This window comes from Ramlibacter tataouinensis (assembly GCF_027941915.1).
In the GTDB taxonomy this organism is placed as follows: domain Bacteria; phylum Pseudomonadota; class Gammaproteobacteria; order Burkholderiales; family Burkholderiaceae_C; genus Ramlibacter; species Ramlibacter tataouinensis_C.
Genome location: NZ_CP116009.1, coordinates 1,612,096 through 1,631,543, shown reverse-complemented (window position 1 = coordinate 1,631,543; position 19,448 = coordinate 1,612,096). Strand labels below are relative to the sequence as shown.

Annotated in this window: 19 protein-coding genes; 16 read left to right on the top strand and 3 right to left on the bottom strand. The window is 70.8% G+C overall.

The genetic code is table 11. The features are described 5' to 3' along the window. Positions 1-103 precede the first annotated feature (103 nt). From PE066_RS07725 to PE066_RS07650, 16 genes are all read left to right on the top strand, one after another. On the top strand, positions 104-1,561 hold the full coding sequence (locus tag PE066_RS07725; RefSeq protein WP_271235972.1) for a sodium:solute symporter family protein: 1,458 nt from the start codon (positions 104-106) through the stop codon (positions 1,559-1,561). A gap of 92 nt (positions 1,562-1,653) precedes the next feature. Further along, positions 1,654-2,007 (top strand): FmdB family zinc ribbon protein, encoded by a 354-nt coding sequence (locus tag PE066_RS07720; RefSeq protein WP_271235971.1) that lies wholly within the window; start codon positions 1,654-1,656, stop codon positions 2,005-2,007. Between the two features lie 23 nt (positions 2,008-2,030). Then, positions 2,031-2,684 carry a DUF502 domain-containing protein gene (locus PE066_RS07715; protein ID WP_271235970.1) on the top strand — a complete coding sequence of 218 codons (654 nt, stop codon included), beginning with the start codon at positions 2,031-2,033 and terminating at the stop codon, positions 2,682-2,684. A 48-nt stretch (positions 2,685-2,732) separates the two neighbouring features. Continuing rightward, complete coding sequence (gene aspS / locus PE066_RS07710) at positions 2,733-4,535, top strand: aspartate--tRNA ligase (protein WP_271235969.1); 1,803 nt, start codon at positions 2,733-2,735, stop codon at positions 4,533-4,535. A 156-nt stretch (positions 4,536-4,691) separates the two neighbouring features. Then, positions 4,692-5,141, top strand: a complete 450-nt coding sequence (gene nudB / locus PE066_RS07705; protein WP_271235968.1) for a dihydroneopterin triphosphate diphosphatase — start codon at positions 4,692-4,694, stop codon at positions 5,139-5,141. Then, positions 5,138-5,866, top strand: coding sequence for an endonuclease/exonuclease/phosphatase family protein (locus PE066_RS07700; protein WP_271235967.1), 729 nt, complete (start codon positions 5,138-5,140; stop codon positions 5,864-5,866). Before nudB ends, PE066_RS07700 begins: the two co-directional genes overlap by 4 nt. 5 nt (positions 5,867-5,871) lie before the next feature. Next, positions 5,872-7,086, top strand: coding sequence for a cardiolipin synthase ClsB (gene clsB / locus PE066_RS07695; RefSeq protein ID WP_271235966.1), 1,215 nt, complete (start codon positions 5,872-5,874; stop codon positions 7,084-7,086). Positions 7,087-7,089: 3 nt separating this feature from the next. Further along, on the top strand, positions 7,090-8,118 hold the full coding sequence (locus PE066_RS07690) for a ligase-associated DNA damage response exonuclease (protein WP_271235965.1): 1,029 nt from the start codon (positions 7,090-7,092) through the stop codon (positions 8,116-8,118). After that, on the top strand, positions 8,115-9,833 hold the full coding sequence (locus PE066_RS07685) for an ATP-dependent DNA ligase (protein WP_271235964.1): 1,719 nt from the start codon (positions 8,115-8,117) through the stop codon (positions 9,831-9,833). Before PE066_RS07690 ends, PE066_RS07685 begins: the two co-directional genes overlap by 4 nt. 66 nt (positions 9,834-9,899) lie before the next feature. Continuing rightward, positions 9,900-10,634 carry a GTP cyclohydrolase I gene (gene folE / locus PE066_RS07680; RefSeq protein ID WP_440480586.1) on the top strand — a complete coding sequence of 245 codons (735 nt, stop codon included), beginning with the start codon at positions 9,900-9,902 and terminating at the stop codon, positions 10,632-10,634. Positions 10,635-10,636: 2 nt separating this feature from the next. After that, a complete protein-coding gene (locus PE066_RS07675) occupies positions 10,637-11,059 on the top strand; it encodes a BLUF domain-containing protein (RefSeq protein ID WP_271235962.1) in 423 nt (140 codons plus the stop codon). A 14-nt stretch (positions 11,060-11,073) separates the two neighbouring features. Beyond that, the gene (locus PE066_RS07670; RefSeq protein ID WP_271235961.1) at positions 11,074-11,505 is read left to right on the top strand and encodes an acyl-CoA thioesterase; all 432 of its coding nucleotides are present in this window, start codon (positions 11,074-11,076) and stop codon (positions 11,503-11,505) included. Next, on the top strand, positions 11,502-12,332 hold the full coding sequence (locus PE066_RS07665) for a DUF429 domain-containing protein (RefSeq protein ID WP_271235960.1): 831 nt from the start codon (positions 11,502-11,504) through the stop codon (positions 12,330-12,332). The genes PE066_RS07670 and PE066_RS07665 overlap by 4 nt, the downstream gene beginning before the upstream one ends. 146 nt (positions 12,333-12,478) lie before the next feature. Continuing rightward, the gene (locus tag PE066_RS07660) at positions 12,479-13,534 is read left to right on the top strand and encodes a glycosyltransferase family 2 protein (protein WP_271235959.1); all 1,056 of its coding nucleotides are present in this window, start codon (positions 12,479-12,481) and stop codon (positions 13,532-13,534) included. Between the two features lie 10 nt (positions 13,535-13,544). After that, positions 13,545-15,020, top strand: coding sequence for a hypothetical protein (locus PE066_RS07655; RefSeq protein ID WP_271235958.1), 1,476 nt, complete (start codon positions 13,545-13,547; stop codon positions 15,018-15,020). Beyond that, the gene (locus tag PE066_RS07650) at positions 15,017-15,424 is read left to right on the top strand and encodes a GtrA family protein (protein ID WP_271235957.1); all 408 of its coding nucleotides are present in this window, start codon (positions 15,017-15,019) and stop codon (positions 15,422-15,424) included. The genes PE066_RS07655 and PE066_RS07650 overlap by 4 nt, the downstream gene beginning before the upstream one ends. Here PE066_RS07650 and PE066_RS07645 read toward each other — a convergent pair. The 3 genes from PE066_RS07645 to PE066_RS07635 are packed head-to-tail and all read right to left on the bottom strand — an operon-like array spanning position 15,414 to position 19,400. Further along, the gene (locus PE066_RS07645; RefSeq protein WP_271235956.1) at positions 15,414-17,066 is read right to left on the bottom strand and encodes a SulP family inorganic anion transporter; all 1,653 of its coding nucleotides are present in this window, start codon (positions 17,064-17,066) and stop codon (positions 15,414-15,416) included. The two genes, PE066_RS07650 and PE066_RS07645, sit on opposite strands and share 11 nt — an antisense overlap. A 31-nt stretch (positions 17,067-17,097) precedes the next feature. Beyond that, the gene (locus tag PE066_RS07640) at positions 17,098-18,438 is read right to left on the bottom strand and encodes a sulfatase family protein (RefSeq protein ID WP_271235955.1); all 1,341 of its coding nucleotides are present in this window, start codon (positions 18,436-18,438) and stop codon (positions 17,098-17,100) included. After that, positions 18,435-19,400 carry a Bug family tripartite tricarboxylate transporter substrate binding protein gene (locus PE066_RS07635; RefSeq protein ID WP_271235954.1) on the bottom strand — a complete coding sequence of 322 codons (966 nt, stop codon included), beginning with the start codon at positions 19,398-19,400 and terminating at the stop codon, positions 18,435-18,437. Before PE066_RS07635 ends, PE066_RS07640 begins: the two co-directional genes overlap by 4 nt. Between the last annotated feature and the right edge of the window lie 48 nt (positions 19,401-19,448).

Sequence of the window (19,448 nt, the reverse complement as noted above, 5' to 3'; positions counted from 1 at the left end):
CGGCTTGGCGCTTGCCCGCATTGTCCCGGCCGGTTCGTTGCCCATAATCGCGCCCCAGGCCGCCCAGACGGCCGCACCTGCAAGACACCCCGGAGAACACCCCATGCTGATCGCCTTCGTCGTGCTCTACCTGCTGCTGTCCGTGGCCATCGGGCTGCTGGCCGCGCGGCGCGTGCACAACACCGCCGACTACGCCCTGGCCGGCCGCAGCCTGCCGCTGGCCATCGTGGTGGCCACCACCTTCGCCACCTGGTTCGGCTCCGAGACGGTGCTGGGCGTGCCGGCCCGCTTCGTGTCGGGCAATCTGGGCGAAGTGGTGGAGGACCCGTTCGGCGCCTCCATGTGCCTGATCCTGGTCGGCATGTTCTTCGCGTACAAGCTGTACCAGCGCAACCTGCTGACGCTGGCCGACTACTATCGCCAGCGCTACGGCCGCGTGGTCGAGATCCTGTGCTCGATCATGATCGTCATCAGCTACCTGGGCTGGGTGGCGGCGCAGATCACCGCGCTCGGCCTGGTGTTCCACGTGCTGATGCCCGACGCGGTGTCGGTGCCCGGCGGCATGGTCATCGGCACGGCCATCGTGCTGGTCTACACCCTGTACGGCGGCATGTGGTCGGTGGCCCTGACCGACTTCATGCAGATGATCGTGATCGTCGCCGGCCTGCTGGCGATCGCGTGGTTCGCGGCCGACCTGGCCGGCGGCGCCGGCAAGGTGTTCGAGTACGCCTCCACCCACGGCAAGTTCCAGTTCTTCCCCGAGGGCGGCGACGCCAAGACCTGGACCTTCTTCTTCGCCGCCGCCATCACCATGATGCTGGGCTCGATCCCGCAGCAGGACGTGTTCCAGCGCGTGATGTCGGCCAAGGACGTCAAGACCGCCCAGCGCGGCCCGATCATCGGCGGCACGCTGTACCTGCTGTTCGCCTTCATCCCGATGTTCGTCGTCACGGCCGCCGTGATGGTGCTGGGCGACGAGGGCTCGCGCCTGCTGGCCGACGATCCGCAGAAGGTGCTGCCCACCCTGGTGATGCAGCGCATGCCGGCCATCCTGCAGATCGCGTTCTTCGGCGCGCTGCTGTCCGCAATCATGTCCACCGCGTCGGCCACGCTGCTGGCGCCGTCGACCACCTTCGTCGAGAACATCCTGCGCAACATCGTGCCGATGGACGACAAGGCCACGCTCAAGGCGATGCGCGTCTCGGTGCTGGTCTTCACCATGATCGTGCTGACCTATTCCATCGTCATGCAGGGCACCTCGATCTACGAGCTCGTCTCGGGCGCCTACCAGGTGCCGCTGGTGGGCGCGTTCGTGCCGCTGGTCATGGGGCTCTACTGGCGCGGTGCCACCACGCAGGGCGCCCTGTTCTCGGTGGTCGGCGGTCTGGGCACCTGGCTGTTCTTCGTGGTCAGCCCGCCGCTGGCCGAGCAGTTCCCGCAGCAGCTGGCCGGCCTGATCGCGGCCTTCGCGGGCATGGTGGGCGGATCGCTGGCGCCGCAGTGGATCGCCAACCACAAGGGCCACGTGCACCACTTCGAGACCGGCGACGTCGCGGCCTGAGGGCCAGGGCGGGGTGCCGGTGAGGGGGCTTGAGCTTCGGCCCCCCGCCTATAATTGAGGGCTTTGCCGCTCCGGCGATCCGCCTTCCTGCCATGCCCATCTATGCCTACAAATGCGGCTCCTGCGGCCATGCCAAGGACGTCCTGCAGAAGCTGTCCGATGCGCCGCTGACCACCTGCCCCGCCTGCGGGGCAGACGCCTTTTCCAAGCAGCTCACCGCCGCCGGCTTCCAGCTCAAGGGCTCCGGCTGGTACGTGACGGACTTCCGCAACGGCAGTGGCGGCGCGGCCAAGGCGCCGGCCGCTGAGGGCGCCAGCGGCGGCGGCGATGCCAAGCCGGCCGAGAAGGCCTCTTCCGACACCAAGTCCTCCGACGCCGCGCCGGCCAAGTCCGACTCGCCCGCCGCCTCGGCCGGCGGTTGCGGCAGCGCCTGCGGCTGCCACTGAACCCCTTACGCACCAGGACCGCGATGGCCGCCCTCCGCCGTTGGCTGTTCGCCGGCCTGCTTGTCCTGGCCCCGCTGGGCATCACCTTGTGGGTGCTGCAGTGGATCGTCGGCACGCTCGACCAGACCCTGCTGATCCTGCCCGACGCCTGGCAGCCCGACCGGCTGCTGGGACACCGCATTCCCGGACTGGGCGTGCTGCTCGCGCTGGTCATCCTGCTGGCGGTCGGCGCCGTCACCAGCAACATCGTCGGGCGCAAGCTGGTGGAGTGGAGCGATGCCGTCCTGCACCGCATCCCGGTGGTGCGGTCGATCTATTCCAGCGTCAAGCAGGTCTCCGACACCCTGTTCTCGCCTTCGGGCAACGCCTTTCGCACCGCGGTGCTGGTCGAGTGGCCGCGCCCCGGCGTCTGGACCATCGCGCTGATCACCGGCAGCCCCGCCGGTGACGTGGCCAACCACCTGCACGACGATTTCGTCAGCGTCTACGTCCCGACCACGCCCAACCCCACGGGGGGCTACTTCGTGCTCCTGCCCCGCAAGGACTGCATCGAGCTGAAGATGAGCGTCGACGAGGCGCTGCGCTACGTGATCTCCATGGGCGTGGTGGTTCCCGCCGGCCCCGCGGGCGCGCCCGCGGTCACGGCCGCACCGCCCGCGCTCCCCGAGGCACGCTAGCGGCCGTCTGCGGCGGCCGGCCCACCCCTTTTTCCAGGTTTGCTCCCCATGTCTTCACAAGAAATGCGCACCACCTATTGCGGCCTCGTCGACGAGTCGCTGCTTGGCCAGACCGTGACCCTGTGCGGCTGGGTGAACCGCCGGCGCGACCACGGCGGGGTGATCTTCGTGGATCTGCGCGACCGGGAAGGCTACGTCCAGGTCGTCTGCGACCCCGACCGGCCGGAGATGTTCAAGGCCGCCGAGGGCCTGCGCAACGAGTTCTGCGTGCAGGTCCGGGGGCTGGTGCGCGCGCGCCCGGCCGGCACCACCAACGACAGCCTGCGCAGCGGCAAGATCGAGGTGCTGTGCCACGAACTGACGGTGCTCAACCCGTCGGTCACGCCGCCGTTCCAGCTCGACGACGAGAACCTGTCGGAGACCACCCGACTGCAGCATCGCGTGCTGGACCTGCGCCGGCCGTACATGCAGAAGAACCTGATGCTGCGCTACAAGGTGACGATGGAGGTGCGCAAGTTCCTCGATGCCAACGGCTTCATCGACATCGAGACGCCCATGCTCACCAAGAGCACGCCCGAGGGCGCGCGCGACTACCTGGTGCCCAGCCGCGTGCACGACGGCATGTTCTTCGCGCTGCCGCAGTCGCCCCAGCTGTTCAAGCAGCTGCTGATGGTGTCGGGTTTCGACCGCTACTACCAGATCACCAAGTGCTTCCGCGACGAGGACCTGCGCGCCGACCGCCAGCCCGAGTTCACCCAGATCGACGTGGAGACCTCCTTCCTGAAGGAGGAGGAGATCCGCACCATGTTCGAGGGCATGATCCGCAGCACCTTCCAGAACGTGCTGGGCATCGACATCGGCGCCTTTCCGGTGATGAAGCACGTCGACGCCATGCGGCTGTACGGCTCCGACAAGCCCGACCTGCGCGTGCAGCTCGAGTTCACCGAGCTGACCGACGTGATGAAGGACGTCGACTTCAAGGTGTTCTCGGGCCCGGCCAACGCGGCCGACGGCCGGGTGGTGGGCCTGCGCATCCCCGGCGGCGCCGAGATGAGCCGCGGCGAGATCGACGGCTACACCGAGTTCGTCAAGATCTACGGCGCCAAGGGGTTGGCCTGGATCAAGGTCAACGAAGCCGCCAAGGGGCGTGACGGCCTGCAGTCGCCCATCGTGAAGAACATGCACGACGCCGCGCTGGCCGAAATCATCAAGCGCACCGGCGCGCAGGACGGCGACCTGGTCTTCTTCGGCGCCGACAAGGCCAAGGTGGTCAACGACGCGATCGGCGCGCTGCGCGTGAAGATCGGCCACAGCGATTTCGGCAAGTCGCACGGCCTGCTGGAGGGCGAGTGGAAGCCGCTGTGGGTGGTGGACTTCCCGATGTTCGAGTTCGACGACGACGCCCAGCGCTGGAACGCGGTGCACCACCCCTTCACCTCGCCCAAGGACGGCCACGAGGACTGGCTGGAGAGCGACCCCGGCCGCTGCGTGGCCAAGGCCTACGACGCCGTGCTCAACGGCATCGAGCTGGGCGGCGGCTCGGTGCGGATCCACCGCGAGGACGTGCAGAGCAAGGTGTTCCGCGCGCTCAAGATCGGTCCGGAGGAGGCGCAGGCCAAGTTCGGCTTCCTGCTCGATGCGCTGCAGTACGGCGCGCCACCGCACGGCGGCATCGCCATCGGCCTGGACCGCTTCGTCATGCTGATGACCGGCGCCGACAGCCTGCGCGATGTGATCGCCTTCCCCAAGACCCAGCGCGCGCAGGACCTGCTGACGCAGGCGCCGGGCCCGGTGGACGAGAAGCAGCTGCGCGAGCTGCACATCCGGCTGCGCAATCCGCAAGCGGCCTAAAGCCTCGCCTCGAAGGTCATCCTCCGCGAAGGCGGAGGATCCAGTGCAACGCGCCGGCTGCGCTCATGCGAGCGGCGCCGAGTGGCCTTTCGCTGCTCCCGGGATCGACGCGTTGGTGATCGCCGCGGCGCCGCCTTCCGTGGGCAGAATGCGCGGGTGCCCCGTCCCTTCAAGATCCCCCGGTCCGTCCTCGTCGTGATCCACACCCCCGCCCTGGAGGTGTTGCTGATCAACCGCGCGGACGCGCCGGGGTTCTGGCAGTCGGTCACCGGTTCCAGGGCGACCGACGACGAACCCCTTGAGCAGACCGCCGTGCGCGAGGTGTTCGAGGAAACCGGCATCGATGCCCGCGCCGGCGTGCTGCGCGACTGGGGCCTGGAGAACGTCTACGAGATCTACCCGCGCTGGCGGCACCGCTACGCGCCCGGGGTGACGCACAACACCGAGCACGTGTTCGGCCTGCAGGTGCCGGCCGGCACCGAGGTCAGGCTCGAACCGCGCGAGCACACGGCCTTTCGCTGGCTGTCCTGGCGTGAAGCGGCCGACGCCTGCTTTTCGCCGTCCAACGCCGAAGCCATCCTGCTGCTGCCACAATTTGTGGCATGACGGTGTTGCGCATCGCCACTTACAACATCCACAAGGGCGTCCAGGGGTACGGTCCGACGAGGCGGCTGGAGATCCACAACCTGGGCCACGCGGTCGAGCAGCTCGACGCCGACATCGTGTGCTTGCAGGAGGTGCGCAAGTTGCACCGCCGCGAGCAGCGTTACTTCAACCGCTGGCCGGAGCTGCCGCAGGCCGAATTCCTGTGCCCCGAAGGCTATGCGGCGGTGTACCAGACCAACGCCACCACCCGGCACGGCGAGCACGGCAATGCGCTGCTGTCGCGCTGGCCGGTGGTGTCGCACGGCCACGAGGACATGTCCGACCACCGCTTCGAGCAGCGCGGGCTGCTGCACGTGCAGGTCAAGGTCGACCGGCTGGACGTGCACGTGATCGTGCTGCACCTGGGGCTGATCGCCGGCAGCCGCAGCCGGCAGGTCGAGCAGCTGGCCCGGTTCATCGAGCGCGAGGTCCCGCGCACGGCGCCGCTGCTGGTCGGCGGCGACCTCAACGACTGGGGCGGCAAGCTGCGCCCGGCCATGAAGGAGATCGGCTTGCGCGACTTCATGGACCACAAGGCGCGTACTTATCCCTCGCGCCTGCCGCTGGCCCAGCTCGACTACGTCTACGCGCGCGGGCTCAAGCCCCAGGGCGTGGAGATCCCGCGCGGGCGCGTGTGGGGGCAGATGTCCGACCACCTGCCGCTGATCGCGACTTTCAAGGTCTGACGGTCATGGCGCAACGGATTCCGCCGCTGCGCACCGGCCACACGCTGCGCCTGCTGGAGGGCAGCGGCGAGTATTTCCCGGCGCTGGTGGCGGCCATCGACGCGGCGCGGCAGGAGGTCTGGCTGGAGACCTACATCTTCGACTTCGAGGGCGACAGCGCCGAGGTGGCGTGGGCGCTGGAGCGCGCGGCGCGTCGGGGCGTGCACGTGCGCGTGGTGGCCGACGGCTTCGGCAGCGGCGAGCCGCCGCCGGCCTGGCGCCTGCGCCTGCTGGCCGCCGGCGTGGACTGGCGCATCTACGCGCCGCCCGGCCGCCTGGGCGTGCTGCGGCCGGCGAGCTGGCGGCGGCTGCACCGCAAGCTGTGCGTGGTCGACGGGCAGGTCGCCTTCTGCGGCGGCATCAACATCCTGGACGACCTGCACGACCCCAACCACGGCGCACTCGATGCGCCCCGGCTGGATTTCGCGGTGCAGGTCGCCGGACCGCTGGTGGAGCAGGCGCGTTCGGCCATGCTGCACCTGTGGCAGCGCATGCGCGCGTTCGACGAGCTTCGTCACGGCGGCCTGGCCGGCGCGCTGACGACCCTGCGCGGCCGGCGATTGCCGCCCTTGCCGGTGCAGCCGCCGGCGCTGCGCGTGGGCAGCCGCGCCGCGCTGGTGCTGCGCGACAACCTGCGGCACCGCACCGACATCGAGCGCGCCTACCGCCGCGCCATCGGCCGCGCGCGCTCCGAGGTGATCATCGCCAATGCCTACTTCGTGCCGGGCCAGAAGATGCGCAAGGCGCTGGTGAGCGCCGCGCGCCGCGGCGTCAAGGTGATCCTGCTGCTGCAGGGCCGCTACGAATACTTCATGCAGTACTACGCGGCGCGGCCGGTCTACGGCACGCTGCTGCGCGCCGGCATCGACATCCACGAGTACTCGCCCAGCTTCCTGCACGCCAAGGTGGCGGTGGTCGATGGGCGCTGGGCCACCGTCGGCTCGTCCAACATCGACCCGCTCAGCCTGCTGCTGGCGCGCGAGGCCAACGTGCTGATCGAGGACCGCGCCTTCGCCCAGTTGCTGCGCACGCGCCTGCTGGATGCGGTGGCGCGCGAAGGCCAGCGCATGGACCCGGCGCAGTACGCACTGCGCCCGCTGCGCGAGCGGGTGCTCGAGCGCATCGCGCTGGCGCTGATGCGGCTGGCGCTCGCGATCCAGGGCAAGCGCACCTACTGGTAGGCCATGCAGGACCTGGTCGTCCAGCGGCCCGAAGGGCTGTACTGCCCGCCAGGGGACTTCTTCATCGACCCGTGGCGGCCGGTGGCGCGCGCCGTGATCACGCACGCGCACGCCGACCACGCCCGCATCGGCAACGGCCACTACCTGGCAGCGGCGGCGGCCGAAGGCGTGCTGCGCGCCCGGCTGGGCGACATCGACCTGCAGTTGCTGGGCTACGGCGAAGCGATCACGCACCACGGCGTGCGCCTGTCGCTGCATCCGGCCGGCCACGTGCTGGGCTCGGCCCAGGTGCGGCTCGAGCACGGCGGCCGCGTGTGGGTCGCCAGCGGCGACTACAAGGTGGCGCCGGACCCTACCTGCGCGCCCTTCGAGCCGGTGCGTTGCGAGGTCTTCATCACCGAGTCCACCTTCGGCCTGCCGATCTACCGCTGGCGGCCGGATGCCGAGCTGTTCGCCTCGGTCAACGACTGGTGGGCGCGCAACGTGCTCGCCGGCCGTGCCAGCGTGCTGGGCTGCTACAGCTTCGGCAAGGCCCAGCGCATCCTGGCCGGCGTCGATCCGACCATCGGGCCGGTCCTCGTGCACGGCGCGGTGCAGCCGCTCAACGACGCCTATCGCGCAGCCGGCGTGGCACTGCCGGACACGCGCATCGCCACCGAGGTGCAGGACCGCAGCGAACTGCGGCGGGCGCTGGTGCTGTGCCCGCCCAGCGCCATGGCCAGCCCCTGGATGCGGCGCTTCGGCGATGCCGGCACGGCCTTCGCCAGCGGCTGGATGCAGCTGCGCGGCGCCCGCCGGCGCGGCGGCTACGACCGCGGCTTCGTGCTGTCCGACCATGCCGACTGGCCCGGGCTGCTCGGGGCCATCGCGGCCACCGGCGCGCCGCGCGTGATCGTCACCCATGGCGGCTCGGCGGCCATGGTGCGCTACCTGAGCGAGCAGGGGCTGGCGGCCGAATCCTTCGACACCGAGTACGGCGACGACCGCATCGAGGCCGACCAGGCGTCCGAGACGCCGCAGGTGGGGCCGTGAAGCGCTTCTCGCAGCTGTTCTCCGAGCTGGACGCCACGACCTCGACCAACGCCAAGGTCGATGCGTTGCAGCGCTACTTCGCGGCGGTTCCGGCCGCCGACGCGGCCTGGGCGGTCTATTTCCTGGCCGGCGGCAAGCCGCGCCAGGTGGTGCCGATGGCGCTGCTGGCGCAACTGGCCTGCGAGGAGGCCGGGATCGCGCCCTGGCTGTTCGACGAGTGCTACCAGGCCGTGGGCGACCTGGCCGAGACCATCGCCCATGTGCTGCCGGACCGCGGGGCCGGCTCGGACGTGGGCCTGGCCGAATGGGTCGAGCAGCGCCTGCTGCCGCTGCGCGGGCTGCCGCCGGCGGAGATCGGCGAGCGCCTGCGCGGCTACTGGCGCGAGCTGGACGACACGGGCCGGTTCCTGCTGACCAAGCTGGTGGGCGGCGGCTTCCGGGTCGGCGTCAGCAAGCTGCTGGTGCAGCGCGCCCTGGCCGCGCACGCCGGCCTCGACCCCAAGCGGATCGCGCAGCGCATGATGGGCTACACCGACGGCAAGGCGATGCCCTCGGCCGGACGCTTTGCCGCGCTGCTGGCGCAGGCGGAGGAGGGCGGCGCGGCTGCGCCGGCCGACGCCGGCCAGCCCTATCCCTTCTTCCTCGCGCACCAACTCGATGCTCCGGCGGAGGTATTCGCCTCGCGGCTGGGGCCGGTGGCCGACTGGCAGGTCGAGTGGAAGTACGACGGCATCCGCGGCCAGCTGCTCAAGCGGCAGGGGCAGGTCTGGGTGTGGTCGCGCGGCGAGGAACTGGTGACCGAGCGCTTTCCCGAGATCGTGAGCCTGGCGCAGGCGCTGCCCGACGGCACGGTGCTGGACGGCGAGATCCTGGTCTGGCAGGCGGAGGGGGCCGGACCGGGCCGGCCGGCGCCGTTTTCCCTGCTGCAGCAGCGCATCGGGCGCAAGAACCTCACCCGCAAGGTGCTGGCCGAGGCGCCCGTCACCTACATGGCCTACGACCTGCTGGAGCAGGGCGGCACGGACATTCGCACGCTGCCGCAACGCGAGCGGCGCCGGCGGCTGGAAGCGCTGCTGGCCGGCACCGGCTTCAAGCTGTCGCCGGTGGAGGCTGCGTCGTCCTGGGCGGCCTTTGCGCAACTGCGCGAGCGCTCGCGCGAACGCGGCGTGGAAGGCTTCATGCTCAAGCGGCTGGATGCGGCGTACGGAACCGGCCGCACCAAGGCCGACGGGCTGTGGTGGAAATGGAAGATCGATCCGATGAGCGTGGACTGCGTGCTGGTCTATGCCCAGGCCGGACACGGCCGGCGCGCCTCGGTCTACACCGACTACACGTTCGCCGTCTGGAGCCGCGAGCCGCGCGACCAGGTTGAGGTCGACGACCTGCTGCAGGCCATCGCCCGCAAGGAGCCGCCCCGGCCCGGCGCCCTGCAGCTGGTGCCGTTCGCCAAGGCCTACTCGGGCCTGACGGACGCCGAGTTCCGCGAAGTCGATGCCCTGATCCGCCGCAGCACCCTCGAGAAGTTCGGCCCGGTGCGCAGCGTGCGGCCAGCCCTCGTGTTCGAGCTGGGCTTCGAGGGCATCAACCGCAGCAGCCGGCACCGCAGCGGGATCGCGGTCCGGTTTCCCCGGATGCTGCGCATCCGGCACGACAAGCCGCTGCGCGAGGCCAATACCCTGGCCGACCTGGAGGCGCTGCTGGCCGCCCCGGGCTGAGTCGGCCTGGTGGTCCCCCATGCCCGCAGCAGTCGGGCGGAAAATCCCCCGGTGTTAGGATCGCCCATGCTCATGAAAGCCGAACCGAGCTCGCTGGTCCCCGCGGCCGCCGACGAGGGCACGCCCGTGTCGGTGAAGATCCGCGAGCGGCTGCAGGCCGCGCGCAAGCGCTTCCATTCCAACGACAACATCGCCGACTTCATCGAACCCGGCGAGCTGGACGCGTTGCTCAAGGAAGTTGAGGTCAAGCTGCAGGGCGTGCTCGACAGCATGGTGATCGACACCGAGAGCGACCACAACACCGCGGGCACCGCCCGGCGGGTGGCCCGCATGTACCTCAGCGAGGTGTTCCGCGGCCGCTACGTCAAGAACCCCAGCATCACCGAGTTTCCCAACGCCGAGCACCTGAACGAGCTGATGATCGTCGGCCCGATCACCGTGCGCTCGGCCTGCAGCCACCACTTCTGCCCGGTGATCGGCAAGGTGTGGATCGGCATCATGCCGAACGAGCACACCAACGTGATCGGGCTGTCCAAGTACGCGCGGCTGGCCGAATGGGTGATGGGCCGCCCGCAGATCCAGGAAGAGGCGGTGGTGCAGCTGGCCGACCTGATCATGGAAAAGACCCAGCCCGACGGCCTGGCCATCGTGATGGAGGCCAGCCACTACTGCATGGCCTGGCGCGGGGTGAAGGACATGGACAGCAAGATGATCAATTCGGTCATGCGCGGCGTGTTCCTGAAGGATCCCGCGCTGCGCCGCGAATTCCTGGCCCTGATTCCGAAGCGCAACGGAGGCTGATCATGCTGGTGCGCCTGCTGTATTGCAGCCGGGCCGTGGACGCCTCGCCGGCCGCGGTCGAGGCGATCCTGGCGCAGGCGCGGGGGCAGAACCCCGCCTGCGGCATCACCGGCATTCTGTGCTACGGCGGCGGCATCTTCCTGCAGTGCATCGAGGGTGGTCGCATGCCGGTGTCGCACCTGTTCGGCGAGATCCAGAAGGACCCGCGCCACAAGGACGTCGCGCTGCTGCACTACGAGGAAATCACCGAGCGCCGCTTCGGCGGCTGGACCATGGGCATGGTCAACCTCGACAAGGTCAACCAGAACATCCTGCTCAAGTACTCCGAGCAGGCGGAGCTGGATCCCTATGCCGCCTCGGGCAAGGTGTCGCTGGCGCTGCTGGAGGACCTGATGGCCTCGGCCTCCATCTGCAACCGCAGCTGAACCTTTTGCCCCGCATGGCACGGATCTTTCAAGAGTCCCGCGTGGTGGCCTGGGGCGAGTGCGACCCCGCCGGCATCATCTTCTACCCGACCTACTACCACTGGATGGACGCCGCGGCCGGCTCCCTTCTGGCCCGGTGCGGCTGGCCGGCGCAGCGCATGCGCGACGAGCACCTGGCCATGCCGCTGGTCGATTCGCAGTGCGCCTTCGTGAGCTCGCCGACCTTCGGCGACACCTGCGAGGTGCGTGTCTCGGTGGCTCGGCTGGGCCGCAGCTCCTTCGGGCTGCAGTACGAGTTCTTCCTGCAGGGCCAGGACAAGCTGCTGGCGCGCGGCAGCGAATCGCGCGTGTGGTGCCGCTACCAGGCGGGTCCGGGCTCGCCGCTGCGCAGCCTGCCGATGCCGGCGGAATTGCGCGCGGCCCTGGGCGAAGCGCCGCCGGCGTGACCGCGCCCGGCGCCGGCCCGCTGCTGGTCGGCTGCGACTTCTCCAGCAGCCCAAGCCCGCGCAAGCCGATCGTGCTGGCCTTCGGCCATGCGGCCGGAGCGCGCGTCACGCTCGATCGGCTGCAGCACATCCCCACGCTGGAAAACTTCGCCCGCTGGCTGCACACGCCCGGGCCCTGGGTCGGCGGCTTCGATGTGCCCTTCGGGCTGCCGCGCGCGCTGGTCGAGGACCTGGGCTGGCCGCTGCAGTGGGACGCCTGCATGGCCCACTACGCCAGCCTGGAACGCCCGCGCATCCGCGAGATCTTCGCCGCCTGGTGCGAGGCCCGGCCGGCCGGCGCCAAGTTCGCGCACCGGGCCTTCGACCGGCGCGCCGGCTCCAGCCCGTCGATGAAGTGGGTCAACCCGCCGGTGGCATGGATGCTGCACGCGGGCGTCCCGCGGCTGGTCCAGGCCGGCGTCCACATCCCCGGCCTGCGCGACGGCGACCGCACGCGGGTGGCGCTGGAGGCCTACCCCGGCCTGCTGGCCCGCGAGCTGGTGGCCCGGCGCAGCTACAAGAGCGACGAGCGTCGCAAGCAGACCCCCGAGCGGCTGGTCGCCCGCAAGGACATCGTCGCGGCGCTGGAGGCCGGCGCCACGCGCCTGGGCCTGCACCTGAAGGTCAGCCACGCGCAGCGCGAGTCGCTGGTCCAGGATGCCAGCGGCGATTCGCTCGACGCCGTGCTGTGCCTGCTGCAGGCCGCCTGGGCCCAGCGCGAAGGGCCGCCGCGCTACGGCCTGCCCGAAGAGCTCGATCCGCTCGAAGGCTGGATCGTCAGCGCCTGAGCTCGGCCGGATCGGGTCTTTCCGGTCGAGCCATGGCCCGAACGGGCCAGCGCGCCCCCCAGCCCGGCAGTCCGGTCCTAGCATGGCCCGACATCAGCGCGTGCCGCACGCCAGTCGGCCGCGCCCTGGACCCTGGAGTGCCCCGCATGGACCTTGACCTGAACGCCGTCGATATCGCTGTCGTGATCCCCTGCTACAACGAGGAGGTGGCGATCGGCCGCGTGGTGTCGGACTTCCGCCGCGCCCTGCCCGCGGCGCGCATCCACGTGTACGACAACGCCTCCAGCGACCGCACTGCCGCCGTCGCCGCGCAGGCCGGGGCCATCGTCGGCCACGAGCCCTTTGCCGGCAAGGGCAACGTGATGCGGCGCATGTTCAGCGACATCGATGCCGACGTGTTCGTGCTGGTCGACGGCGACGACACCTATTGCGCGGCCGATGCGCCGAAGCTGGTGCGCACCCTGCTGGACAACCAGCTCGACATGGTCAACGGCGCGCGCATTACCGAGGTCAAGGAGGCCTACCGTTTCGGCCACCGCTTCGGCAACCGCCTGCTCACCGGCCTGGTGCAGCTGATCTTCGGCCGGCAATTCGAGGACATGCTGTCGGGGTATCGCGTGTTCTCGCGGCGCTTCGTCAAGTCGTTCCCGGCCACCTCCAGCGGCTTCGAGATCGAGACCGAGCTGACGGTGCATGCGCTCGAGTTGCGCATGAAGACGGCGGAAGTCCCGACCCGCTACAAGGAGCGGCCCGAGGGGTCCGCCTCCAAGCTCAACACCATCCGCGACGGCCTGCGCATCCTGCGCATGATCGCGCTGCTGGTGAAGGAAGAACGCCCGCTGGCCTTCTTCGGCACCACCTGCATCCTGCTGGCCTTGCTGTCCGTCGGCCTGTCGGTGCCAATCGTGCTGGAGTGGCTGCGCACCGGCCTGGTGCCGCGCTTTCCCACCGCCATCCTGTCGGTCGGCCTCATGCTGATGGCGGCGCTCTCGCTGGTGTGCGGGCTGATCCTGGACACCGTGACGCACTCGCGCCGCGAGCTCAAGCGGCTGGCCTATCTGGACATCCCCGCGCCGCGCTGGCCCGGCGGGCTGCGCGACGTCCATGCCACGGCGGGCACGCGGCGGCGTCCGCCCCGCGCCACGCCGGCCGACAGCGGCGACGCCGCCACCCTGCCGCCGGCCCCGCTGGTTGTGTCCTGACGGCCCGGCCATGCAGACCAAGAACCCGGGATTCCTGCTGTCCGGCTGGCAGCGCGAGGCGGACGAGCACGCCGCTGCGGGAGTGCCGGCCGGCTGGGGGCTTGCCGCGCTCGCATTCGGCTTGTTCCTGGCCAACGCGGCGCTGCACTTCCCGGGCGTGATGAACAACGACTCGATCGGCCAGTACCGCCAGGCGATCTCCGGCGAATACGGCGACTGGCACCCGCCCATCATGGCCTGGCTGTGGTCCTGGTTGCGCCTGTTCGGCGACGGCCCGGCGCCTTTGCTGCTGCTGCACCTGGCCCTGTACTGGCTCGGATTCGGCCTGGTCGCCGACGCGGTGCGGCGCGGCGGCCACCGGCGCCTGGCGTGCGCGGTGCTGCTGGCCGGCGCCTTCCCGCCGTTCCTGTACGTGAACGCGCAGGTGGTCAAGGACGTGGGCATGGCGGTCGCCTGGCTGGCGGCTGCCGGCCTGCTGTACTGGCATCGGTCCCAGCAGCGGCGGATGCCGGTGGCGATCGGCACCGCGGTGGCCCTGCTGGTGTTCTATGGGGCGATGGTGCGCACCAACGCGCTGTTCGGGCTGGGGCCGCTGCTGCTGTACGCGCTGGCGCCGGCGGACTGGCTGCGCAACGCGCGCCTGATGGCGGCAGCGGTGGTCGTCGCGGTGCTGGCCCTGCCGGTCAGCCAGTTCGCCAACCAGTGGCTGTTCCAGCCCAAGGCCGAACATGCAACGCAATCGCTGTTCCTCTACGACCTGGCGGGCATCGCCGTCCACGCCGGCGACCCGCGCGTGATGGAACCGCGCGCCACCTTCACGCGCGAGCAGTTGCGCGCCTGCTATTCGCCCTATTGGTGGGACAGCTTCAGCCCCTGGGGGCGCTGCGCCGCCCAGGTGCACCGGCCGGCCGGTGCGCCGATGGCGACGCTGCCCGACGGCCTCGAGGCGCAATGGCTGCGCAGCATCGCGACCCACCCGCTCGCCTACTTGCAGCACCGGCTCAAGCACTTCAACTCGGCGCTGCTGTTCGCGGTGCCGCCCAAGCACATCCGCCTGACGCCGGAGTACCGCACCGGCGATCCGGCCCACCCGCCGCTGGAAGTGGTGACGGCGCGCGACGTGAAGCTGGACATCGTGCGCAAGAACCCGGGCATCTGGCCGGTGACCTGGCTGGCCTGGGCGGCCTGCCTGCTGGCGCTGCTGCGCGGCGAGCCGCCGGCCGGTGCGGCGGCCTTCGCCCGCGTGCTGGCGGTCTCGGCCCTCAGCTATTCGGGTGCCTACCTGCTGATCGGGGTCGCCACCGACATGCGCTACCACTACTGGTCGCTGCTGGCCGTGATGCTGGCCACGCTGGCCGTGCTGCCGCTGCTGGGCGGGATGCTGCGGCGGCGCCCGCGGCCGCTGCTGGCCAGTGCCGCCGTCGTCCTGGCGGTGGTGGCGCTGGGGGTGGCCACCCGACTGCTCGATTTCCGGGGCCTGGTGTGACGCGGCCCGGGCGCAGCGCGCCGCTGCCGGCCTGGCTGCGCTTCAGCCTGGTCGGTGGCGTCGGTTTCGTGGTGGATGGCGGCTTGCTGCAGGCCCTGGTGTCCGGCTTCGGCTGGGGCCCGATCGCCGCGCGCGCCGTCTCCTTTCCGGTGGCGGTGCTGGTGACCTGGTGGCTGCACCGCGGCTTCACCTTCCCGCAACCCGGCGCCGGCCTGCTGCGCAGCCTGGGCCGGTACCTGGCCGTGAGCCTGCTGGGCACCGGCGTCAACTTCGGCATCTACACCGGCCTGGTGCTGGCGTCGGCCCGGATGGCGGCGCAGCCGATCGTGCCGTTCGCGATCGCCTCCATCGCGGCCCTGGCCGTCAACTACCTGGGCAGCAAGCACTTCGCCTTCAGGCGCTGAGGCGGCCGAAGGCCTGCAGCGCCTCGATGTCGGTGCGGTACAGGCGCAGCTGCGGGCCCTCGGGCAGTTCGCCCGCCCGGCGCAGCACCTGCTCCACCGGCATCTTCATCCCGCTGATGTGCAGGGTGATGCCGCGGCCCTGCAGCAGCTTGCGCAGGGCGCCGAACACCTCGACCCCGGTGGCGTCGACGCGGTTAATCGGCTGGGCGAACAGGCAGACGTGGCGGGTGTCGGGGTAGGCCGCGAGGTGCTCGACCAGGGCGCGTTCCAGCGCGGTGGCGGAGGCGAAGTCGAGCTCCGCGTCCATCCGCAGCGCGTAGGCCTGCCCCGCCAGCGGAGCCAGGCCCCACAGGTGGCGGTCGCGCAGGCTGCCGTCCGGGTGCAGGCCGACTTCGATGATGCGCGGGTGCAGGCGCAGGTACAGGAAGTGCGCCAGTCCCAGCAGCACGCCGGTCAGCACGCCCCAGTAGATGCGCGGCGCCGACAGCACCGTGATGGCGAAGGTGACGGCGGCCGTAACCGCCTCGACCCGGTTGACCTGCCACAGCGCCTTGAACACGCGCGGCTTGATCATGCCCATGACGGCGGCCACCACCACGGCCGCCAGGGCCGCCGACGGCACGTGGTAGAGCGCGGGCGTCAGCGCCACCAGCACCACCAGCACGATGGCCGTGGCGGCCACCGTGGCCCAGCCCGTCTTGGCCCCCGCGTAGAGCGTGATGGCCGAGCGCGAGAACGAGGTGCTGGTGGGAAAGCTGCCCGACAGGCCGGAGACCAGCTTGCCCACGCCCTGGCCGACCAGGTCCTGGTTGGCGTCCCAGCGCCGGCCTTCCTTCTGGTTCTCGATCTTGGCGCTGGCCGCCATCTCCAGCGAACTGACCAGCGCCAGCACCAGCGCCGGCGCCAGCAGCTCGCGCAGCGATTCCCAGCCCGGCCAGCCGGGCCAGTACAGCGATGGCAGCCCGGCCGGCAATTCGCCGACCACCCTGCCGCGGCCGTCGTAGCCGGTGTACGCACTCAGCGCGCCGGCCGCGGCCAGCACCAGCAGCACCATCGGCAGCCGCGGAAACTTGCGCTTGCCCAGCTCGAACAGGGCGAGGCTGACCAGGCCATAGGCCATGCCCTCCCATTCGAAGCGAGGTCCCTCCAGCAGCGAGGACAGGGGCCCTTGCAGCCCCAGCAGGCCCGGCAGTTGCGAGGCGATGATCAGCACGGCGGCGGCCTGGCTGAAGCCGGTCAGCACCGGCGAGCTGACCAGGTTCAGCACCCAGGCCGAGCCGGTGCCGCCCACCACCAGTTGCATGGCCCCGGCCAGCAGCGCCAGCCACACGGCCAGCGCGATCCACTGGGCGCTGCCGGGCTCGGCCATGCCGATCAGCGAGGCGCCCACCAGCACGCTGCTCAGGGCCGAGGGGCCGACCGACAGCCGGGTCGAGGCGCTGAACAGCACCGCCGCCAGCATCGGCAGGAAGGTCGCGTAAAGGCCGGTGACCAGCGGCATGCCGGCCAGGTTGGCGTAGGCCACCGACTGCGGGACCATGACCACCGCCACGGTGAGCGCCGCGGCCACCTCGCCGCGCAGCAGGGCCGGCGTGGGCCGGGGCCAATTCAGGAAGGGAAACCAGCGAGACAAGCGGGGCATGCGCCGAGCTTACGCGAGCCGCCGCGCCGGCTCAGCGCTGCGGCATGTCGGCGTAGCCGTAGCCCAGGCTGATGGTGGCGTCGGCCGGGATCGGCGGCATGCCGGCGTTCCAGGCTTCCCAGTCCTCGCGCAGGCGGGCCAGGCGCTGCGGATCGCGCGCGGCCAGGTTGGCGCGCTCGCGTTCGTCGGCCGGGATGTCGAACAGGTAGTCGTGGCCGTCCACCCGCAGGTACTTCCAGCGGCCGGCGCGCAGCGCGCGCTGGCCGCGGTGGTTCATGCGCCAGTACAGCGGCCGCTCGAACTCGCAGCCGGGTTGGCGCAGCACCGGCAGCAGCGACACGCCGTCGAGCGGGTAGTCGGGGTGCGCCGCGGCGCCGGCGGCATCGAGCACGGTCGCCGACCAGTCCATGCTCATGCAGTGCTGGGCGCTGGTGCGGCCGGGCGCGATCACGCGCGGCCAGTGCGCGATCCAGGGCACGCGGATGCCGCCTTCGGTCAGGTCCATCTTGCCGCCCACCAGCGGCCAGTTGTCGGAGAAGCGCTCGCCGCCGTTGTCGCTGGTGAAGACCACCAGCGTGTCGTCGGCCAGCCCGGTGCGGCGCAGCGCGTCCATCACCCAGCCGATGCCTTCGTCCATGTGGTGGATCATGCGGCGGTAGGTGTGGATGTTGCCGCCGTGCAGGTGGAACAGGTTGTCCTTGACCTCGGCCGCGACCGCCGCGTCGTCGCGCGTCTCCCAGGGCCAGTGCGGCGCGGTGTAGTGCAGGCTGAGGAAGAAGGGCGCGTCCTGCCGGGCCATGCGCTCGACGTAGTCCACGGCGCGCTGCGACAGCAGGTCGGTGAGGTAGCCCTCCTCGTGCCGCTCCTCCTCGCCGAAGAACAGGTCGTGCGAGCCGTTGCTGCTGCAGTGGGTGAAGTAGTCCACCCCACCCGACATCGGGCCGAAGTATTCCTCGTAGCCCGATCGCAGCGGCCCGAACGCGGGCGGATAGCCCAGGTGCCACTTGCCGACCAGCGCGGTGCGGTAGCCGGCATCGCGCAGCAGCGAGGGCAGCGTCGGCACCTGCGGCGGCAGGCCCAGCGTGGTGCTGCCCCTGCTGCGGCTGTTGATCGGCTCCTCGGCGGCGCCGCGCAGCCGGTACTGGTAGCGCGCCGTGATCAGCGCAAAGCGGGTGGGCGAGCAGACCGGCGAATTGGCATAGCCCTCGGTCAGCCGCAGCCCGTTGGCGGCCAGGCCGTCCAGCACCGGCGAGACCGGGCCGAACGCCGCCTCGCGCCCGCCGTAGCAGCCGAGGTCGGCAAAACCGAGGTCGTCGGCGACGATGAAGATGACGTTGGGCCGGCGCTCGCGGCCGGTGGCGGCGCTTGTCATTCGACCCTCATGCCGGTCTTGCGGATCACCGAGCCGTAGCGGTCCGACAGGGCCACCAGGCGCTTGCCGGCGGCGGCGCCGGCCGTCCCTTCGTAGTGCATGTCCAGGCTGGCGAGGCGGGTCTTGATCTCGGGCCGGACCACGGCCTCGGCGATGGCCTTCTGCACCGCCTGGGCGACCGGCTCGGGCGTGCCCGCCGGCAGCATCGCCAGGTACAGCACCTCCTGCTCCAGTTGCGGCAGGCCGGCCTCGGCCACCGTCGGCACGTCGGGGGCCAGTTGCGATCGCTTGCTGCTGGTGACGGCCAGTGCCGTGATCTTGCCGGCCTTCACGTGCGGCAGCATGCCGGGGGTGGCCAGCACGCCGCCGGTGACTTCGCCCGACAGGACCGCGGTCACCGCCGGCGCATTGCCCTTGTACGGCACGTGCGTGATCTTCATGCCGGTGGCGTCGATGGCCATCGCGGCCGCCAGGTGGCCGGGGCTGCCGCTGCCGGCGCTGCTGAAGGTCACGCCCTTGTCCTTGCCGGCCGCCACCAGGTCGGCCAGGGTCCTGAAGCCGCTGGCCGGGTTGGCGCCGAGCAGCAGGCCCGAGGAGCTGACGATCACCAGCGGCCGCAGGTCGGCCGGCTTGAACGCCATCGACTTGTAGATGTGCGGGTTGACGGTGAACGTCGAATCGATGCCGAACAGCACCGTGTAGCCGTCGGCGTCGGCCTTGGCCACCGCGTCGGCGCCGATGTTGCCGCCGGCGCCGGCCTTGTTCTCCACCACGAACGGCTGCTTCAGTTCGCGCTGCAGCACGTCGGCCACGGCGCGCGCCAGCACGTCCAGCGGGCCGCCCGCCGGGAAGTTGCAGACGAACTTGACCGCCCGGGACGGCCAGGCGTCCTGGGCCAGGGCGGGGAGGGCGGCAGTGGCTGACAGCACGAGGGTGGCGCTGAGGACCGTGCGGCGTTTCATGGGAGGGGCCTTTCGGGAAGGAAACGGAAAGCGCCGCCACGGCGGCGG